Genomic DNA, 15203 nt, shown 5'->3' on the forward strand with positions numbered 1-15203 from the left:
CGCCACCCAGGGGACGGTGCCGGGGCGGGTGCGGGCGTCGGAGCGGGCGCGGGTGTCGGGACGCGTGCGAACGCCGGGGCGCGTGCGGGCGTCAACGGGGTCTGCGGAAGGGGAAACGGTCACGGAAGCGGATGAGGACGCGGGAACGGGAGCCGAAGCGGCCATGCGGGAGCCTTCGTGTGACGGAGCGGACGAAATAGAGGGCCGGCACGACACCTTGGACGCGCAGGACCCGGCCGAGCAGGACGAAGACGCCGACGACGGTCACCACGCCGGCGGCGAGGGAGACGGCCGGCCCGGTGAACAGGCCCGCGACCGGCGCGCCCACGACGGTCGCCCCGGCCGCCGCCAGCACCGGTCTGACCAGGTCGCCCAGGACGCGCCGGACGCGGACCGGGACGCTGCGCGGGCCCATCCCGGCGAGCAGCAGGGCGGCGGTGACGGTGATGCCGGCGGCGTTGGCGGCCGCGATGCCGGTCACTCCCCACGGGGCGACCGCCCGGGCACCGATGCCTGCCGTGGCGGCGATGCCCGCGGTCATCGCGGCGAGCGGGTACCAGCTGGCGCGGCCCGCCGAGAAGTAGGAGCGGGCCAGCGCGCCCACCACGGTCTGGCCGAGCAGCCCGAGGGCGTACACGCGCATGACGTCCGCGGTCGCCGCCGTGTCGGCCGCCGTGAAGGCGCCGCGCTGGAAGAGGAGTTCGATCATCTGCGGCGCGCAGGCGACGACCGTGGCCGCGCCCAGCAGCACCAGGCAGGCCGCCAGCGCCACGTCCCGCTCGACCCGGTCGCGGGCCCGTTCGGTGTCGCCGTCGGCCATCGCCCGGGCCACCACCGGGAAGGTGACCGTGCACAGCATCAGCGACAGCGTCATCGGGATCTGGGCCACCTTCTGCGCGTAGTTCAGGTGCGAGATGGCGCCGGAGGGGAGCCCGGAGGCGAGGAAACGTTCGATGAGGACCTGCGACTGACGGCACAGGGCGAAGAGCAGCACGGTGCCGAACAGGGCGAGGGCCAGCGGACGCGCCTGGTCCCCGGTGCCCGCCGGCCGCCCGACGCCGTCGTCCCGGCGCCGCAACTGCCGCAGCAGCGAGGGCAGCTGCGCCGCCACCATCAGGAAGCCGCCCGCCGCGACGCCGACCGCCGCCGAGCGCACCCCCCAGCGCCCGCCGAGCACGAACATCGCCGTGATGATGCCGGTGTTGTAGGCCACGTAGATCGCCGCCGGCGCCAGGAACCGGCCGTGCGCCCGGAGCGCGGCACTGCAGTACCCGGCGAGTCCGAAGCTGACGACGCAGGTGGCGGTGAGCCGGGTGCAGTCCACGGCGAGGGTGTGGTCGGGCAGCCCCGGCGCCAGGGCCCGGACCAGCTGGGGTGCGCAGACGACGGTCAGCGCGCCGACCGCGACGAAGGCCGGTGCCAGCCGGGGCAGGGTCGAGGCGACCAGCGCGCGGACCGGGTCGCCGGGGGCGCCCTGCGCGCGGCGGGCCAGGGCCAGGCTGAACATCGGGACCAGCGCGAAGGCCAGCCCGTCCTCGATCAGCAGCGTCGCCGCGAACTCCGGCACGGTCCACGCCACCAGGAAGGCGTCCGTCTCGCTACCGGCCCCGAACAGCCGGGCGAGCGCCTGGTCCCGGGCCAGCCCGAGGACCGACCCGGCCACCGACAGCACCGCCGTGAGCAGTGCGGCCCGGGCGAGGAAGCCCCCGGAGGACCGGCCCTCGGCCGCCGCTGCCCGGGTTTCCGCGTCCGGCGCGGCGGACCGGGCCGGCGGGACGGACGGGGACCGTGCGGCCCGGAAGGGCGTCACCTTCATCGCGCGGGCACCTCCTCCGCACCGGGCCCGGACCCGGCCCCGGGCCGAGGCCCGGGCCCGGAACCAGGCCGAGGCCCGGGCCCGGAACCAGGCCGAGGCCCGGCCCCGGAACCAGGCCCAGGCCCGGAACCAGGCCCAGGCCCGGATCCGGGCTCAGACCCGGGTTTGGCTGCGGGTTTGGCTCCGGGTTTGGCTCCGGTCTCGGCTCCGGGTTTGGCTCCGGTCTCGGATCCGGGTTTGGCTCCGGACTCGGCCCGGGACTCGGCCCCGGGCTCGGCCCCGGACCCAGGCATGGACCCGCCCCCGGCCTCAGACCTGGCCCCGTCCCCGCCCCCGAGTGCCCACCAGCCCGCCAGCCCGAAGCACACCGCCGTCAGTACGGTCGAGGGCCCGCCGATGTCGGCGTACGCGAAGTCGGTCAGCTGCCACACCAGCAGCCCGCAGGCGACCAGCGCGCAGTCCGTCCCGGACGCCGCACCGGAGCGCCGTACCGCACGGAGCCTGCGCAGCCCCAGGACGAGCAGCGCCAGCCAGCTCCCCGCCAGCGCGACCAGCCCGATCAGCCCCTGCTCGGCCAGGATCAGCAGGTACATGTTGTGCGGGGACAGCAGCGGCTGCTTGCGGTACCCGGCGCCCGCGCCGTCGGTCTCGCTGCCCGAGGACAGGGCCAGCGAGGCGTGCCCGTCCCGGTGTTCGGGAAAGCCCTTCAGGCCCACGCCGGTCAGCGGCCGCTCGCGCCACATGCCGGCCGCCGCCGCCCACATCGTGTAGCGGTCGGTGACCGACTGGTCGGGCGAGTCGGTGACCTGCGTGATGCTGCCCAGCCGCTCCTGGAGCATCGCCGTACCGGCCCCGAACCCGCCGACCAGCACCACGCCCGCCGCGACCACGGCCGCCCCCACCGTCAGCGCCCTGCGCGCCCCGGCGAGCATCAGTTGGGCCGCGCACGTCACCGCCGTGGCGATCCACGCGCCGCGGCTGAACGACAGGGCGAGCGGCAGCAGCAGGGCGATCGCGCAGCCGGCCGCGAGAGCGCGCTGCCGGGCAGGGGCACGGCCCAGCGCCAGCCCGACCGCGCAGACCAGCCCGAGGGAGACGACGGTCGCCATCCCCATCACGTCCTGCGGCCCGAAGGTGCCCACGGCCCGGATCTGCTCGCCCTGGTAGGAGGCACCGGTCCCGGTGACGTACTGGTGCACGCCGACCGCCCCCTGCCACACCGCCAGCCCCGTCATCGACCAGGTGAGCAGCCGTACGTCGTCCCGGTCGCGGACCAGCAGCAGTACGGCGGCGGGGACGAGGACGAACACCTGGAGGTATCGGCCGAGCCCGGTGAGCCCGGCCCCCGGCGACACCGCGCCCAAGGCGGCGAGGGCCAGCGGGAGCACGGGCAGGCCCAGCACCACGGCAGCCGTGCGGGTCAGGGGGCGCCGCCGGTCCCGCACCAGGCGCAGGGCGCAGTACAGCACCACCAGCGCGGAGGCCGCGTCGGCCGGGTGCGCACCGCCCGCACCGTCCCCCGCGGCCGGCAGGGCGAGCAGCGCGACGACCGCGACCACGGCCAGCACGGGCGGCAGGCGCCGTACGCGCGCGGTGGACCACAGGGGCGGGGTCTGGGCCACCGCGCTCAGCTCCCGGTCGGGCGCACGAGCGCTACGGCCGTGCGCAGCAGGATGCAGACGTCCTGCCACAGCGACCAGTCGTCGATGTAGGCGTTGTCGAAGCGGGCCCGGTCCTCGATGGAGGTGTCGCCGCGCAGCCCGTTGATCTGGGCCAGGCCAGTGATGCCGGCCGGCACCCGGTGGCGGGCGGCGTAACCGGGATAGGTCTGGCTGAACTGCGCCACGAAGTACGGCCGTTCGGGACGCGGCCCGACCAGGCTCATGTCGCCCCGGAAGACGTTCCACAGCTGGAGCAGCTCGTCGAGCGACGTACGGCGCAGGAAGCGGCAGAACCACGGCATCCGGCGCTCGTCCGCCACACTCCACCGGGTCGCCGACTCGTGCTCGTCGGCCGGGCGGTGGGTGCGGAACTTCAGCAGCGTGAACGGCCTGCCGTCCTTGCCGATGCGCTCCTGCCGGAACAGCACGCCGGGCCCGCCGATGACCCGCAGCAGCGTCGCGCAGGTCAGCAGCAACGGGCTCAGCAGCAGCAGCAGTGCCCCGGACACCGTCACGTCCAGCACCCGCTTGCCGGCGCCGCCCGGCCGCCGTTCCCCCGCCTCCAGACGCCGGCAGGAGAACCCGGCGAGCCGGTCCCGGCCCGCGTACGCGGGGACGTCCGCGTCGACCTCCCACACCACGCAGCCGGACTCGGCCAGCGCCCGCAGCAGCGGTCCCTGTCGCGTCCGTACGGAAGGGTGCACGGCCAGTACCTCCCGTACGCCGTTCTGCACGACCGCCCGCTGCACCTCCTCGCCCGTGGTCAGCACGGGCAGGCCCGCGCCGCCGCCCGGCTCGTCTGCGACGATCCCGACCGGGCGCACCCCGCAGCGCGGATGGCGCAGCACCGCCGAGGCCACGCGCTGCGCGGTCGCGGCGGGGCCGACGACCAGGGCGGCGCGCGGGCGGTTCAGCAGCGCGGTACGGCGCCACCGGTGCACGGCGCCCCGGCCGGCGCAGCCCGTCGCCGCGTGCAGCAGGAAGCCGAGGAGCAGTGTGCGTGCGGACAGGGTGTGCGGCGGGGCGTACGCCGCGACGAGCGCCGCCAGCGCCAGCCAGACCACCGTGATCCGGCCGCACAGGGCGGGCAGGTCGTCCAGGACACCCGGCAGCCGCCGGGGAGCGCGCGGGCGCAGCAGCAGCGAGGCGGCGACCAGCAGGGCCGCGAGCAGCGGTTGGTGAGGAGTGCCGGTGAGCATCAGGGAGCCCGGCACCGCCGCCGCCGTGCCGTCCGCGACGAGCAGTGGCAGCGGGGACTCCGGCCGCGGTGCGGGAAGCCGGTCGGGGAATCGGAAACCCGCGGTGCCGGCACGCTGCGGCAGCACCGAGACGGGTGCGGAGGAGCCGAGGTCGCGCGGCTGGCCGGCGGGGGTGGGGACGGTGCTTTCCGCGGTCACGGGTGCGTGGACTCCCTGTACTCGATGGGCACGACGGCCGAGCGCCCCACGAGCGCGGGCCTGTCGCCGGGGACCGTGTGTGTCCCGGTCGTCCGCCCGTCGCCGAGGAGGTCGTCGTACACCGCCGTGATCGCCGCGGCCGTGTGCCGTACGTCGTGCGTGGACAGGACGTGTGCGCGCCCCCGGCGGCCGAGCGACGCGCGCAGTGGAGCGTCGAGCAGCAGCCCGGTGACCGCGTCGGCCAGCGCCTTTGGGTCCATGGGCGGTACCAGGCAGTGCGGCACGAGAGCGGGCGGCAGGCCCTCGCGGGCGCCGTCCACGTCGGTCGCCACCACGGCCCGCCCACAGGCCATCGCCTCCAGCGGCGCCAGCGCCATGCCCTCCCACCGGGACGGCAGGACGACCAGGTCGGCGGCCCGGTACCAGGGCCTGGCATCGGCGACGGCGCCCGCGAACAGCACGGACGCGGGGGCGCGTTCACCGGGGCGGGCCGGGTTCGTCGCGTGGTCGCGGGGCTGGGCCGGGTTCGTCGCGTGACCGTGAGGCCGGCCCGGGTTCGTCGCGTAGGTGTGGGGCCGGGCCGGGTTCGCCGCGTGGTCGCGGGGCTGGGCCGGGTTCGTCGCGTGGCCGGGTTCCGGGGCCGGGTGGTGGCCGCCGGGGCGGGTTGGGGACGGGCCGTCGCCGAGGAATCCGTACGCCGAGGCGCGATCGGCGAGCCGCGCGTGGTCCGGGCCCTCGCCGACCAGCACCAGCCGGGCGTCCGGGACCCGCGCGAGGACCGACTTCCACGAGGTCAGCAGGACGTCCTGCCCCTTCTGCCGGCACAGCCGCCCCACGCAGACCACCAGCGGGCCGGGCCCGCCGGCGCCGGGCGGGAGCCGTACGCCGTCGACGGCCTCCACGCCACCGACGCCACCGCCCACGTCGCTCACGTAGCCCACACCCTCCACGGCATCCGCGCCGAAGCGGTCGAGGTCGATACCGTTCGGGATCACCGTCCACCGCCCGCGGACCCGGCTCCGCACCCCCCGCAGCCGCTCCGCCTCGCTCACGCACACCGTCCGCGCCGCCCACCGAGCCCCCCACCGCTCCCAGCCGAGCGCGAGCGCCGCGGCGGCCCCGCCGACCGCCTCGAACGACCAGGCGTGCGGCTGGAAAACGGTCGGGATCCGCCCGCGTACGGCGAGCCGGGCCGCGAGACCGGCCTTCGCGCTGTGCGCGTGCACCAGGTCGGGCCGTACGTCCTCGATCACGCGGGCGAGCCGCCGTACCTCCGACACCAGCGCCGGACCCGGCGACCGCGTCGCCGGCCAGTGCCGCACGTCGGCGCCCAGCGACCGGAGTCCGGCCGCGAGACCTCCGTCGGGACAGGCGACCGCGACGCGCAGCCCGGCGGCGAGCTGAGCCCGCGTCAGGTCCGACACGACACGGGCGACCCCGCCGTCCGCCGGCTGGGTGACATGGAGAACCCGTGGCCGGGAGTCGGTCGGTGGCAGGTGCATACGCGTTTCCTCGCTCACGGAAAATGCTCGGGACGGGCGTGAACGCGTTTCACCGCAGGACGTCGGCCGCCACGCGGCGTACGCCGGCGCACGCCGCGTCCTGCTGGGAAACGAGCCGGAAGGCCGACTGGTCACCGCCACGTTCGGAGCGATCGGAGAGTGCCCTCGGCCGATGTCCCGCAGTGGTGCGACCGGGGTGCGTCGGTGGTGTGGGACTCTAGCCGCTATCCGTACTAATACGGTGAAACCGGGTAAGTGTGTTGGATTCGTGAACGCCGCTCTCCGGCGGGATCACTCCTTTGGCGGCACAACTCGCGTGCGCGCCACGCGTTGACACTGCGCCGGGCACCCGCCCGGATGTTTGTGTCAACCCCAAGGAGCACTTCTCCATGTCGCGTATCGCGAAGGGCCTGGCCCTGACCTCCGTCGCCGCCGCCGCGGTGGCGGGCACCGCCGGTGTCGCCGCTGCCGACGCCGGCGCGCAGGCCGCCGCCGCTCACTCCCCGGGTGTCCTGTCCGGCAACGTGCTGCAGGTTCCGGTCCACATCCCGGTCAACGTCTGCGGCAACACCGTCGACATCATCGGCCTGCTGAACCCGGCGTTCGGCAATGAGTGCGAGAACGACTGATCGTCGGCTCGAAACCCTTGCGCCGGCCGTCCGTACCGCGGTTCATCCGCGAGCGGGCGGCCGGTTCGCGTTGCCGCACGGACGGCGGTGTGCTGCCCCGAATGGGGGGTGCGGGCGCCGACACGGCCGGAAGGCCTTGACAGGGCGTCTCACCAGGTAGGACGCCGGGACGGGGAAAGGCGGCCGAGCGCGTACGGTCGCCGCTCGGTTGCAGAGCGCCACGGCCGCTTCCACGGTGGGCACAAGATCCGACGCACCACCGAAAGGAACCCCCATGCGTCTGCCCGCTCGGCGAATCGCCACCACCGCTCTCACCGCCGGCCTTCTGATCGGTCTCTCCGGACCGGTGGTGATGGCGGCGGATGGCGAATCGGTCCGGGAACGCACCCACGCGGCGTCCCAGGCACCCCTCCCCGACGTGGCCGAACTGCTGAACCAGGTCGGCAGTCTGGCCGGCCTGGGCGGTGTGCTCACGCCGGTCACCGACATGCTCAACGCCGTCCTCATGGCCGACAACGGCCAGCTCACCGCCATGGACGCGGACAAGCTCGCCGCCGCCGTCAAGGACGCCCTCGCCAAGGCCGACGCGGCGGACGCCGACGCCGACGACGCGGCGGCCACCCCGGGCACGACCACGCCCGGCACCACCACCCCCGGCACGAGCACCCCGGCCCAGCCGCCCGTCGTGACCGCGCCGGAGGCCGAGACGCCGGTCACGCTGCCGGCACCCGTCGTGGCACAGGGCAGCGACGAGACCGCGGCGGCGGCCGACCTGGCCGCCCAGTCGTACGCCGCTCTGCAGAAGCAGATCGACGCCCTGGTGGAGGCCACCACGTCCGGCACCGCCGAGCAGGTGAGCCTGGCCGTCGAGAACCTGATGACCGGCGTCGTCAACGTCGTCGCCGCCACCCTGGTCGGCAGCGGTCTGCCCGCCGCCGACCTGGCCGGTCTGCCCGCACTGCCGGCCGCACCGGAAGCCACCACGCCGGAGGTCGCCGCGCCGGAAGCCGCGGTACCGGCGAACCCGCTGCCGGCCAACCCCTCCTGACGCCCACGGCGTCCGCGTTCCGGGCCGTCGCGCCATTCCTCACGGGGTGGCGCGACGGCCCTTCGCCATTCTCATTCCCTTTCCCCTTTCGGCCCTCCGGAGATCTCATATGTCTTCCGGACGCGGGGTTTCCGTGCCCGGCGCAGGTCGTTAGGCACGGCGTCAGCATTTCGTCAGGTGACACGAGTTGCCGAAGAAAGGAACACGATGAAGTCCCTCAAGGCCGCCGCTGTCGTCGCCGGGTCCCTGGTCGCCGCCGGCTCCGCCGCGCCCGCGTTCGCCTACGACGCCGCCGACATCACGCCCACCAGCCTCAACGGCGCCGTGAACGCGCTCACCGCGGAGCCCATCGACGTGATGCCGCTCAAGCACCAGTCGGACGCGCTCGACACCGAGAACAAGGACTCCGTGCTGCACACCGTGAAGGGCGCGACCACCGACCTGAACTCCGAGGGCGGCCTGCTCGGCGGCCTCCCGCTGGGCGGCTGAACCACTCCGCCCCGCCTTTTCACCGTTCTTCTCGCATTCTCGAAAGGGACCGTGCCCGAAATGAAGTCGACCACCAGACGAACCCTGGCCGCCGTCGTCACCGGTGTGGCGGCCGCCGTGGGCGCAGCCGCGTCCCCCGCCGCCGCGGCCGGCGCGATCCCCGTGCCGGTGCCACTGGACGGCGCGGAGACGGCCCTCGGCATGGAACTGCCCGAGGTGGCCGGAGAGCTGCCCGTGCCGACGGCCGGCGCGCCCGAGGGCCCGCGGTACGTCGAGGGCCGGCTGCTGCCCGAGCGGACGCTTCCGCGGTTGCCGGTGCACGGCGGGCTGCCCGGCGCCGACCTGCGCCAGCCGCTGCCGCGCGTCCTCGGTGACGACTTCGACCACGCCGCCGTCGACGCCCCCGCCGCCGGGCTGCGGACGCTGACGCCGGGCCTGTCCCTGGACGCCCCGCTCACGGCGCCGAACCCGGGCGCCCTCGGCCTGCCGACGGCCAAGCTTCCGCAGGCCGGGCTGCTGGCCCCGGCCGTCCGGACGGTTCCCGTGGCCGACCTGGGCGTCGGACCGGGGCTGTAGGGGTGTCGTTCGGATCCTGCCTGGGGCGCGGGGTCCGGCACGCGCTCCCCCACTGCCTGAAGGGCGTGGGAGGTGCCCCCAGCGGCGTCGTCGTCGGTTGCCAGGGCTCCGCCCTCCGCCCTCCTCGGCCTTGCAGCCGCACGCACCAGACCCCGCTCGGGTCGGCTGCAAGGCACTGATGCCTGGCGTCGGCCTGATCCAGACGAGACCCCCTAGCCCGTCGCGCCTCGCGGCGCAGGCGCGGCCCGTGCTCCGACCGGCCCTGGGGAGGGTGACCGCGGAGCCCGTCGACCGGTTAGCGGTGCGGACCACCGGAACCGGACGAGGAGCGAGCCATGGTCGTCAACGCGGGCGGAGCAGCGAGCGACGCGCAGCAGGAGCGGGATCACCAGCGGGACCACCAGGGGGAGGGCCCGGCGAGAGGCGGGCCGGCGTCCGGCACCCGGCGGCAGCTGATGAGAGGGCTGCTCGGCCCGGCCCTCGCCGTGACGCTCGCTCCCCTGGTCGCCGCCTCCCGGCCCTCCCAGGCCACCGCCGGGCACGGGGCGGGGCTCGCGCCCACCACCGGGCACGGTGCCGGGCCCTCGCGTCCCGAGCCGCACGACGAATCGGCCGAGAGCACCTCGTTCGACGAGACCTACCGGGGCCGCCGTATCCGCGGCATCCGGTCCGCCGCCGGCCGGGCCGTCGGTGCCGGCACCTGGCACGTCACCGTGGACGGCCGCCCGTTGCACCTGATGCGCCGGGCCGACGGCAGCTGGCTGAGCATGATCGACCACTACCGGTCGTACCCCACCCCCCTCGCCGCGGCCCGCGGTGCCGTCGACGAACTCGGCCCCGGCGAGCACCTGCGCGACACGCCGGCCGCCGCCGGCCGGGACCACTCCGGGGGGAGCCATGGCGTACACGCGTAAGGACGTCAGCACGCTGACCCGCGCCGAGAGGCGACGGTTCGTCAAGGCGCTGCTGGAGATCAAACGGCGCGGCGAGTACGACGAGTTCGTGCGCACCCACATCGAGTACTACGTCTCCGACGGCGAGGACGGACTGCGTACGGCGCACATGGCGCCGTCCTTCCTGCCCTGGCACCGCCGGTTCCTGCTGGACCTGGAGGAGGCGCTGCGCCGGGTCGACTCCTCGGTCACCGTGCCGTACTGGGACTGGACGAAGGACCGCACGACCACCTCCGCGCCCTGGACCGCCGACCTCCTCGGCGGCACCGGGCGGCGCTCCGACCACCGGGTCACCACCGGGCCGTTCGCCCACGCGGAGGGCAACTGGACCCTCAAGGAGAACGTCACCGACACCGAGTACCTCACCCGGGACCTCGGCCGCACCCGGGACCCGATCACGCTGCCCACCGAGAGTGACCTGGAATGGGCGCTCGACGACCCGGCGTACGACACCGCGCCCTGGGACTCCACGGTCCGCAAGGGCTTCCGGAACAAGCTGGAGGGCTGGGGGACCGGCCGGGGCAGCGTCTCCTGGCGCAACCACAACCGCGTGCACCGCTGGGTCGGCGGTGCCATGGTCGGCGGCGCGTCCGTCAACGACCCGGTGTTCTGGCTGCACCACGCCTTCGTCGACCTCCAGTGGTCCCGCTGGCAGGCCCGGCACCGCGGCGCCCGCTACCAGCCCGCCGAGCCGCCGGGCCGGGGCAGCGCACAGCGTGGACGGATCGTCGCACGGCACGAGAGGCTGCCGCCGTGGGACGTGACTCCGGACGAGCTGGAGGACCACAGCCGGATCTACCGGTACGGCTGAGCGACCGGCCCCGAACGCTCGGCGCGGACATGGGGAGAGCCCCGGCCGGGACGGCCGGGGCTCTCCTGGTGCCTACGGGACTCAGCCGCCGTAGCCGCCGTTCTTGCCGTCCGCGCCGTGCTTGTCGCTTCCGTCCTTCTTGTCGTCGTCGCCGTTTTCGCAGGCGTTGCCGAAGGCCGGGTTCAGCAGACCGATCACGTTGATCGTGTTGCCGCAGACGTTGATCGGCACGTGCACCGGGACCTGGACGACGTTGCCGGACAGGACACCGGGCGAGCCGACGGCCGCGCCTTCGGCGACCGCGTCCGCCATGGCCAGGCCGGTGCCGCTGAGCACCACAGCGCCGGCGCCGAGTGCGACGCCGGCGGCCTTCGCGATGCGAGACATCACGTTCTCCTTTGACTCGGGGAGCACGGCGGCAGGACGCGCCACCGCACTGCCGGTCCAACGCAGCAGGTCGCGCACGGGTCACGGGAGGAATGTGAGGATCACCCTTTTTGAACAGAAGGGTGGAGCGCGGGCCGTCCGGGGCGGAAAATCGCTCCGCTCCGCGCCGAGGTGTCCACTAGCCTCCGGGCATGGTTAACGACCGACCCGACCGGTCCATGGAAACGCCGGAGCCGTCCGCGCAGTCGACGCTGTCCGCGCTGTCCGCGCTGCCCGGCCTGTTCGCCGAGGAGAGCCGGGTGCGGGCCTTCGCGGCCGTGGCCCTGGGGGCGGGCAGTCCCGCGCGGGTGTCGGAGACGGCCGGCCTGTCCTCCAGGGACACGGCCGCCGCGCTGCGCCGGCTGCGGGGGCAGGGCGTGGTGGCGTACGGGGGCGGCGGAGAACTCGTCGTCGCCCATGACCGCTTCAGGGACCTGGCCCGCGCGGGCCGGCCGGCGGTGGCCACCGGCAATCCCGGGGCGGGCGACGACGACCGGGCGGCCGGCATGATCGTGCGGACCTTCGTCAGGGACGGGCGGCTGGTCCGCCTCCCCGCCCGCTGGACACGCAAGAAGGTGGTGCTGCGGCATATCGCCGAGCAGACCTTCGAGCCCGGCGTGGAGTACCCGGAGCGCACCGTCGACGAGAAGCTCCGGCCGTGGTGCGAGGACGGCGACGTCGACCATGTGACGCTCCGGCGCCATCTGGTGGACCTGGACCACCTGCGCCGGAGCGGCGGAATCTACTGGCGCCCGGCGCAGTCCGTCCGGGCGGGGATCGCCTGAGCGTCCGACGCCGGGGACGGAGGCGGGGCGGCAGTCGGAGCCGGAGCCGCAGCCGGGGTCGGAGCCGGAGCCGGGGTCGGAGCCGGGGTCGGAGCCGGAGCCGGCTCCGGGGGCACGGGCAGGCGGCGTACGGGGGAGCCCGCGAGGTAGGCCCGGACCGCCTCGACCGCCTGCCCGTAGTACGTGGCGTAGTTGGCGCGTGAGACGTAGCCCAGGTGCGGCGTCGCGAGCAGGCGCGGTGCGGTGCGCATCGGGTGGCCGGCGGGCAGTGGCTCGGTGTCGAAGACGTCCACGCCCGCACCCGCGATCCGGCCCTCGTGCAGCGCGGCGAGCAGGGCGTCCTGGTCGACGATGGCCGCGCGCGACGTGTTGACCAGGTAGGCCGTCGGCTTGAGCAGGGCCAGTTCGGCGGGGCCGAGCAGGCCGCGGGTGCGGTCGCCGAGGGCCAGGTGGACGGAGACGAAGTCGGCCGTCGCGAGCAGTTCCTCCTTGGAGGGGGCGAGTTCGACGCCGACCTCCTGGGCGCGCTCGGCGGTGAGGTTCTGGCTCCACGCGCTCACCCGCATGCCGAAGGCGAGGCCGACCTGCGCCACCCGGCCGCCGATCCTGCCGAGGCCCAGCAGTCCGAGCCGGCGGCCGTGCAGGTCGGCGCCGACCGTCTGCTGCCAGGGGCCGTCCTCGCGCAGCGCGTTGCTCTCCTGGACGATCCCCCGGGCCAGGCCCAGCAGCAGGGCCCAGGTCAGTTCGACGGGTGGGGTCGAGGAGGACGCCGTACCGCACACGGTGACGCCGTGGGCGGCTGCGGCGGCGTAGTCGATCACGCTGTTGCGCATGCCCGAGGCGACGATCAGTTTCAGCCGGGGCAGCCGGGCGATCAGTGACTCCGGGAAGGCCACGCGCTCCCGCAACGTGACCACGATGTCCACGTCGGCGAGCGCCTCGGCGAGGGCGTCCTCTTCGCCGAAATGAGTGTCGAAGGTCACGACGTCCACGTCGTCCGCGACCGGGGACCAGTCGGCGATCTCGGTCGCCACCTGCTGGAAGTCGTCGAGCACCGCGCAACGCAGTCGCACGTCGTCCGGTCCCTCCCGCCAAACGGGCAGTGGCGCCCCCGGCAGGACTCGAACCTGCGGCCAAGCGCTTAGAAGGCGCCTGCTCTATCCACTGAGCTACGGGGGCCTGGTGTGGTGGCCTCGGTCGTGGTGCCCGGGTGTGGGCTGATCCGTGACGGTGCCGGGGACAAGGATAGGGCTCCCGGCTCCATGTCCCTGATGCTTCGCCTCCGTGGCTCGATGTGGAGGTTCGGTGAAGCGATCCTGATAATCGCAGGCAGGTACGAATCGTGCATTGCTTTTGGCGTCTCGCGCATCGGGTGTTGTGCACTCGTTATGCCCGGACTGCCCTCCCGTCCCAGTAGTCCCTTCCGTCCGGAGTGTCTGGTCGGCGCGCAGACATGCCCATATGCTTCAGAATTCCCCTAAAATTGGGCATTCTTCACATGTGGTGACCTTGGACGTACGGCCTCAGTTGCTCGACGCACTCTCCGCCCTGCGCGACCGTGTCGCGGCCGCACGCTTCCCGCTGCCCCTGGCGGGGGCCCCACGCGCGCGTGCCAACCGCGACGAACTGCTCGCGCAGCTCGACGACTACTTGGTGCCCCGGTTGAAGGAACCCGAAGCGCCCCTGCTGGCCGTTGTGGGCGGATCCACCGGCGCCGGGAAGTCCACGCTGGTGAACTCCCTCGTGGGGCGGCGGGTCAGCGAGGCGGGTGTGCTGCGGCCCACCACCCGGACACCGGTGCTGGTGTGCCATCCGGAGGATCACCACTGGTTCAGCGGCATGCGGGTGCTGCCCGACCTCACGCGCGTGTGGGTGCCCTACCGGGAACCGGACGACGATCTGCTCCTGCCGGGCGAGAACCCCGCGCGCGTACTGCGCGTCGAGACCGCCGACACCCTGCCGCCCGGCATCGCCCTCCTGGACGCGCCCGACATCGACTCCCTCGTCGCCGACAACCGCGTACTGGCCGCCGAGCTGATCTGCGCCGCCGACATCTGGGTGATGGTCACCACGGCCGCCCGGTACGCCGACGCCGTGCCCTGGAATCTGCTGCGTATCGCCAAGGAGTACGACGCCACCCTGGTCACCGTGCTCGACCGGGTGCCCCATCAGGTGGTGTCCGAGGTGTCGCGGCAGTACGGGGCGCTGCTCACCAAGGCCGGGCTCGGCGAGGTGCCCCGCTTCACCGTGCCCGAACTGCCCGAGTCCGCCTGGGGCGGCGGGCTGCTGCCGGCCAGCGCGGTGGCGCCGTTGCGGGCCTGGCTCGTCCACCGGGCACAGGATCTCGAGGCCCGGCACGACACCATGGCCCGTACGGCGCACGGGATCCTGGACTCCCTCAAGTCCCGGATGCCCGAACTGGCCGGCGCCGCCGCCGCCCAGTACGCCGCCGCGCTGCGGCTCACCGCCGCCGTCGACGGTGCGTACGACGGCGAGCACGCGCGCGTGCGGGGGCGGTTGCAGGCGGGCGCCGTGCTCGCCGGGGACGCGCTGAAGCGGTGGCGGGCCTTTCCTCTCGACTGCTCCCCCGAGGAACTCCTCGACTCGCTGGTGGAGAGCCTGAGCGCGCTGCTGCTGTGCGCCGTCACCGCCGCCGACGAACACGTCGACGAGGTCTGGCAGCGCGAACCGGCGGGCGCCGCTCCGGAACTCGCGACCCGCGACCCGGCGCCGGAGAGCGCCGAGCACCGCATCGGGATGGCCGTACGGCGGTGGCGGCGGGAGCTGGAGGAGTACGCCGAGGAGGAAGTGCGCGAGCTGGACCGGAGCATGGCGCCGGACCCGGGGGTGGTCGCCGCCCTGGTCGCCACCGTGCTGCTGGGCGGGCGGCGGGCGCGCATCGCCGGGGAGCGGCTCGCCGAGCGGATCGGCGCCCACGGCGCGCTGCGGCTGCGCGACCGGGGCGGGCGGCTGCTCGACGAGCACGTGGACCGGGTCGTGCACGTCGAGCGCGAACGCCGACTGGCGCCGCTCGACGGGCTGGAGGTGCATCCCGAGCCGCAGGCCGAACTCATCGCCGCGCTGTCCGTACTGCAGAAGGAGAGGTGACC

At 74.4% G+C, this 15203-nt stretch carries 12 protein-coding genes, 1 tRNA gene and 2 pseudogenes; 8 read left to right on the plus strand and 7 right to left on the minus strand.

The features are described 5' to 3' along the window. Positions 1-91 precede the first annotated feature (91 nt). The 4 genes and pseudogenes from murJ to ACIQ1J_RS27985 form a co-directional block, all read right to left on the minus strand. A complete protein-coding gene (gene murJ, locus ACIQ1J_RS27970; RefSeq protein WP_403561083.1) occupies positions 92-1816 on the minus strand; it encodes a murein biosynthesis integral membrane protein MurJ in 1725 nt (574 codons plus the stop codon). Positions 1817-2082: 266 nt separating this feature from the next. Next, positions 2083-3438: pseudogene (locus ACIQ1J_RS27975) on the minus strand (O-antigen ligase family protein); the annotation flags it as partial. 5 nt (positions 3439-3443) lie between these two features. Further along, positions 3444-4874 (minus strand): sugar transferase, encoded by a 1431-nt coding sequence (locus ACIQ1J_RS27980; RefSeq protein ID WP_403561085.1) that lies wholly within the window; start codon positions 4872-4874, stop codon positions 3444-3446. Beyond that, positions 4871-6376 carry a glycosyltransferase gene (locus tag ACIQ1J_RS27985; protein ID WP_403561087.1) on the minus strand — a complete coding sequence of 502 codons (1506 nt, stop codon included), beginning with the start codon at positions 6374-6376 and terminating at the stop codon, positions 4871-4873. The genes ACIQ1J_RS27980 and ACIQ1J_RS27985 overlap by 4 nt, the downstream gene beginning before the upstream one ends. Before the next feature lie 389 nt (positions 6377-6765). On the opposite strand from ACIQ1J_RS27985, the gene chpG reads away from it, so the two are divergent. The 6 genes from chpG (at position 6766) to ACIQ1J_RS28015 (ending at position 10882) form a co-directional block, all read left to right on the plus strand. Further along, the gene (gene chpG / locus ACIQ1J_RS27990; protein ID WP_121747058.1) at positions 6766-7005 is read left to right on the plus strand and encodes a chaplin ChpG; all 240 of its coding nucleotides are present in this window, start codon (positions 6766-6768) and stop codon (positions 7003-7005) included. Positions 7006-7279: 274 nt separating this feature from the next. Then, the gene (locus ACIQ1J_RS27995) at positions 7280-8053 is read left to right on the plus strand and encodes a hypothetical protein (protein ID WP_403561089.1); all 774 of its coding nucleotides are present in this window, start codon (positions 7280-7282) and stop codon (positions 8051-8053) included. Between the two features lie 207 nt (positions 8054-8260). After that, entirely contained in the window at positions 8261-8542 is a 282-nt protein-coding gene (locus ACIQ1J_RS28000; RefSeq protein ID WP_210964579.1) for a hypothetical protein, read from the plus strand. 60 nt (positions 8543-8602) lie between these two features. Next, entirely contained in the window at positions 8603-9118 is a 516-nt protein-coding gene (locus ACIQ1J_RS28005) for a hypothetical protein (protein ID WP_403561091.1), read from the plus strand. 335 nt (positions 9119-9453) lie between these two features. Then, on the plus strand, positions 9454-10032 hold the full coding sequence (locus ACIQ1J_RS28010) for a tyrosinase family oxidase copper chaperone (protein ID WP_403561093.1): 579 nt from the start codon (positions 9454-9456) through the stop codon (positions 10030-10032). Beyond that, a complete protein-coding gene (locus ACIQ1J_RS28015; protein WP_403561095.1) occupies positions 10016-10882 on the plus strand; it encodes a tyrosinase family protein in 867 nt (288 codons plus the stop codon). The genes ACIQ1J_RS28010 and ACIQ1J_RS28015 overlap by 17 nt, the downstream gene beginning before the upstream one ends. Before the next feature lie 81 nt (positions 10883-10963). Here the strand turns inward: ACIQ1J_RS28015 and ACIQ1J_RS28020 are convergent, their stop codons facing one another. Continuing rightward, positions 10964-11269: a chaplin gene (locus tag ACIQ1J_RS28020; protein WP_210964583.1), complete on the minus strand. Its 306-nt coding sequence runs from the start codon at positions 11267-11269 to the stop codon at positions 10964-10966. Positions 11270-11487: 218 nt separating this feature from the next. On the opposite strand from ACIQ1J_RS28020, the gene ACIQ1J_RS28025 reads away from it, so the two are divergent. Further along, positions 11488-12093 (plus strand): DUF2087 domain-containing protein, encoded by a 606-nt coding sequence (locus ACIQ1J_RS28025; protein WP_403561396.1) that lies wholly within the window; start codon positions 11488-11490, stop codon positions 12091-12093. Positions 12094-12209: 116 nt separating this feature from the next. Here the strand turns inward: ACIQ1J_RS28025 and ACIQ1J_RS28030 are convergent. Further along, a pseudogene (locus tag ACIQ1J_RS28030) lies at positions 12210-13166 on the minus strand (D-2-hydroxyacid dehydrogenase family protein); the annotation flags it as partial. 30 nt (positions 13167-13196) lie between these two features. After that, positions 13197-13272: transfer RNA gene (locus ACIQ1J_RS28035), tRNA-Arg, on the minus strand. 321 nt (positions 13273-13593) lie between these two features. Here ACIQ1J_RS28035 and ACIQ1J_RS28040 point away from each other — a divergent pair. After that, positions 13594-15201: a dynamin family protein gene (locus ACIQ1J_RS28040; RefSeq protein WP_210962035.1), complete on the plus strand. Its 1608-nt coding sequence runs from the start codon at positions 13594-13596 to the stop codon at positions 15199-15201. Positions 15202-15203: the final 2 nt, after the last annotated feature.

This window comes from Streptomyces sp. NPDC097107, assembly GCF_044762405.1.
Taxonomy (GTDB): domain Bacteria; phylum Actinomycetota; class Actinomycetes; order Streptomycetales; family Streptomycetaceae; genus Streptomyces; species Streptomyces thinghirensis.

Bases quoted from the DNA above. Each gene is read 5' to 3' on its own strand.
- ACIQ1J_RS28020 (WP_210964583.1), bottom strand. From the start codon at position 11,269: ATGTCTCGCATCGCGAAGGCCGCCGGCGTCGCACTCGGCGCCGGCGCT.
- ACIQ1J_RS27995 (WP_403561089.1), top strand. From the start codon at position 7,280: ATGCGTCTGCCCGCTCGGCGAATCGCCACCACCGCTCTCACCGCCGGC.
- murJ (WP_403561083.1), bottom strand. From the start codon at position 1,816: ATGAAGGTGACGCCCTTCCGGGCCGCACGGTCCCCGTCCGTCCCGCCG.
- ACIQ1J_RS28010 (WP_403561093.1), top strand. From the start codon at position 9,454: ATGGTCGTCAACGCGGGCGGAGCAGCGAGCGACGCGCAGCAGGAGCGG.
- ACIQ1J_RS27985 (WP_403561087.1), bottom strand. From the start codon at position 6,376: ATGCACCTGCCACCGACCGACTCCCGGCCACGGGTTCTCCATGTCACC.
- ACIQ1J_RS28000 (WP_210964579.1), top strand. From the start codon at position 8,261: ATGAAGTCCCTCAAGGCCGCCGCTGTCGTCGCCGGGTCCCTGGTCGCC.
- ACIQ1J_RS28015 (WP_403561095.1), top strand. From the start codon at position 10,016: ATGGCGTACACGCGTAAGGACGTCAGCACGCTGACCCGCGCCGAGAGG.
- chpG (WP_121747058.1), top strand. From the start codon at position 6,766: ATGTCGCGTATCGCGAAGGGCCTGGCCCTGACCTCCGTCGCCGCCGCC.
- ACIQ1J_RS28025 (WP_403561396.1), top strand. From the start codon at position 11,488: ATGGAAACGCCGGAGCCGTCCGCGCAGTCGACGCTGTCCGCGCTGTCC.
- ACIQ1J_RS28005 (WP_403561091.1), top strand. From the start codon at position 8,603: ATGAAGTCGACCACCAGACGAACCCTGGCCGCCGTCGTCACCGGTGTG.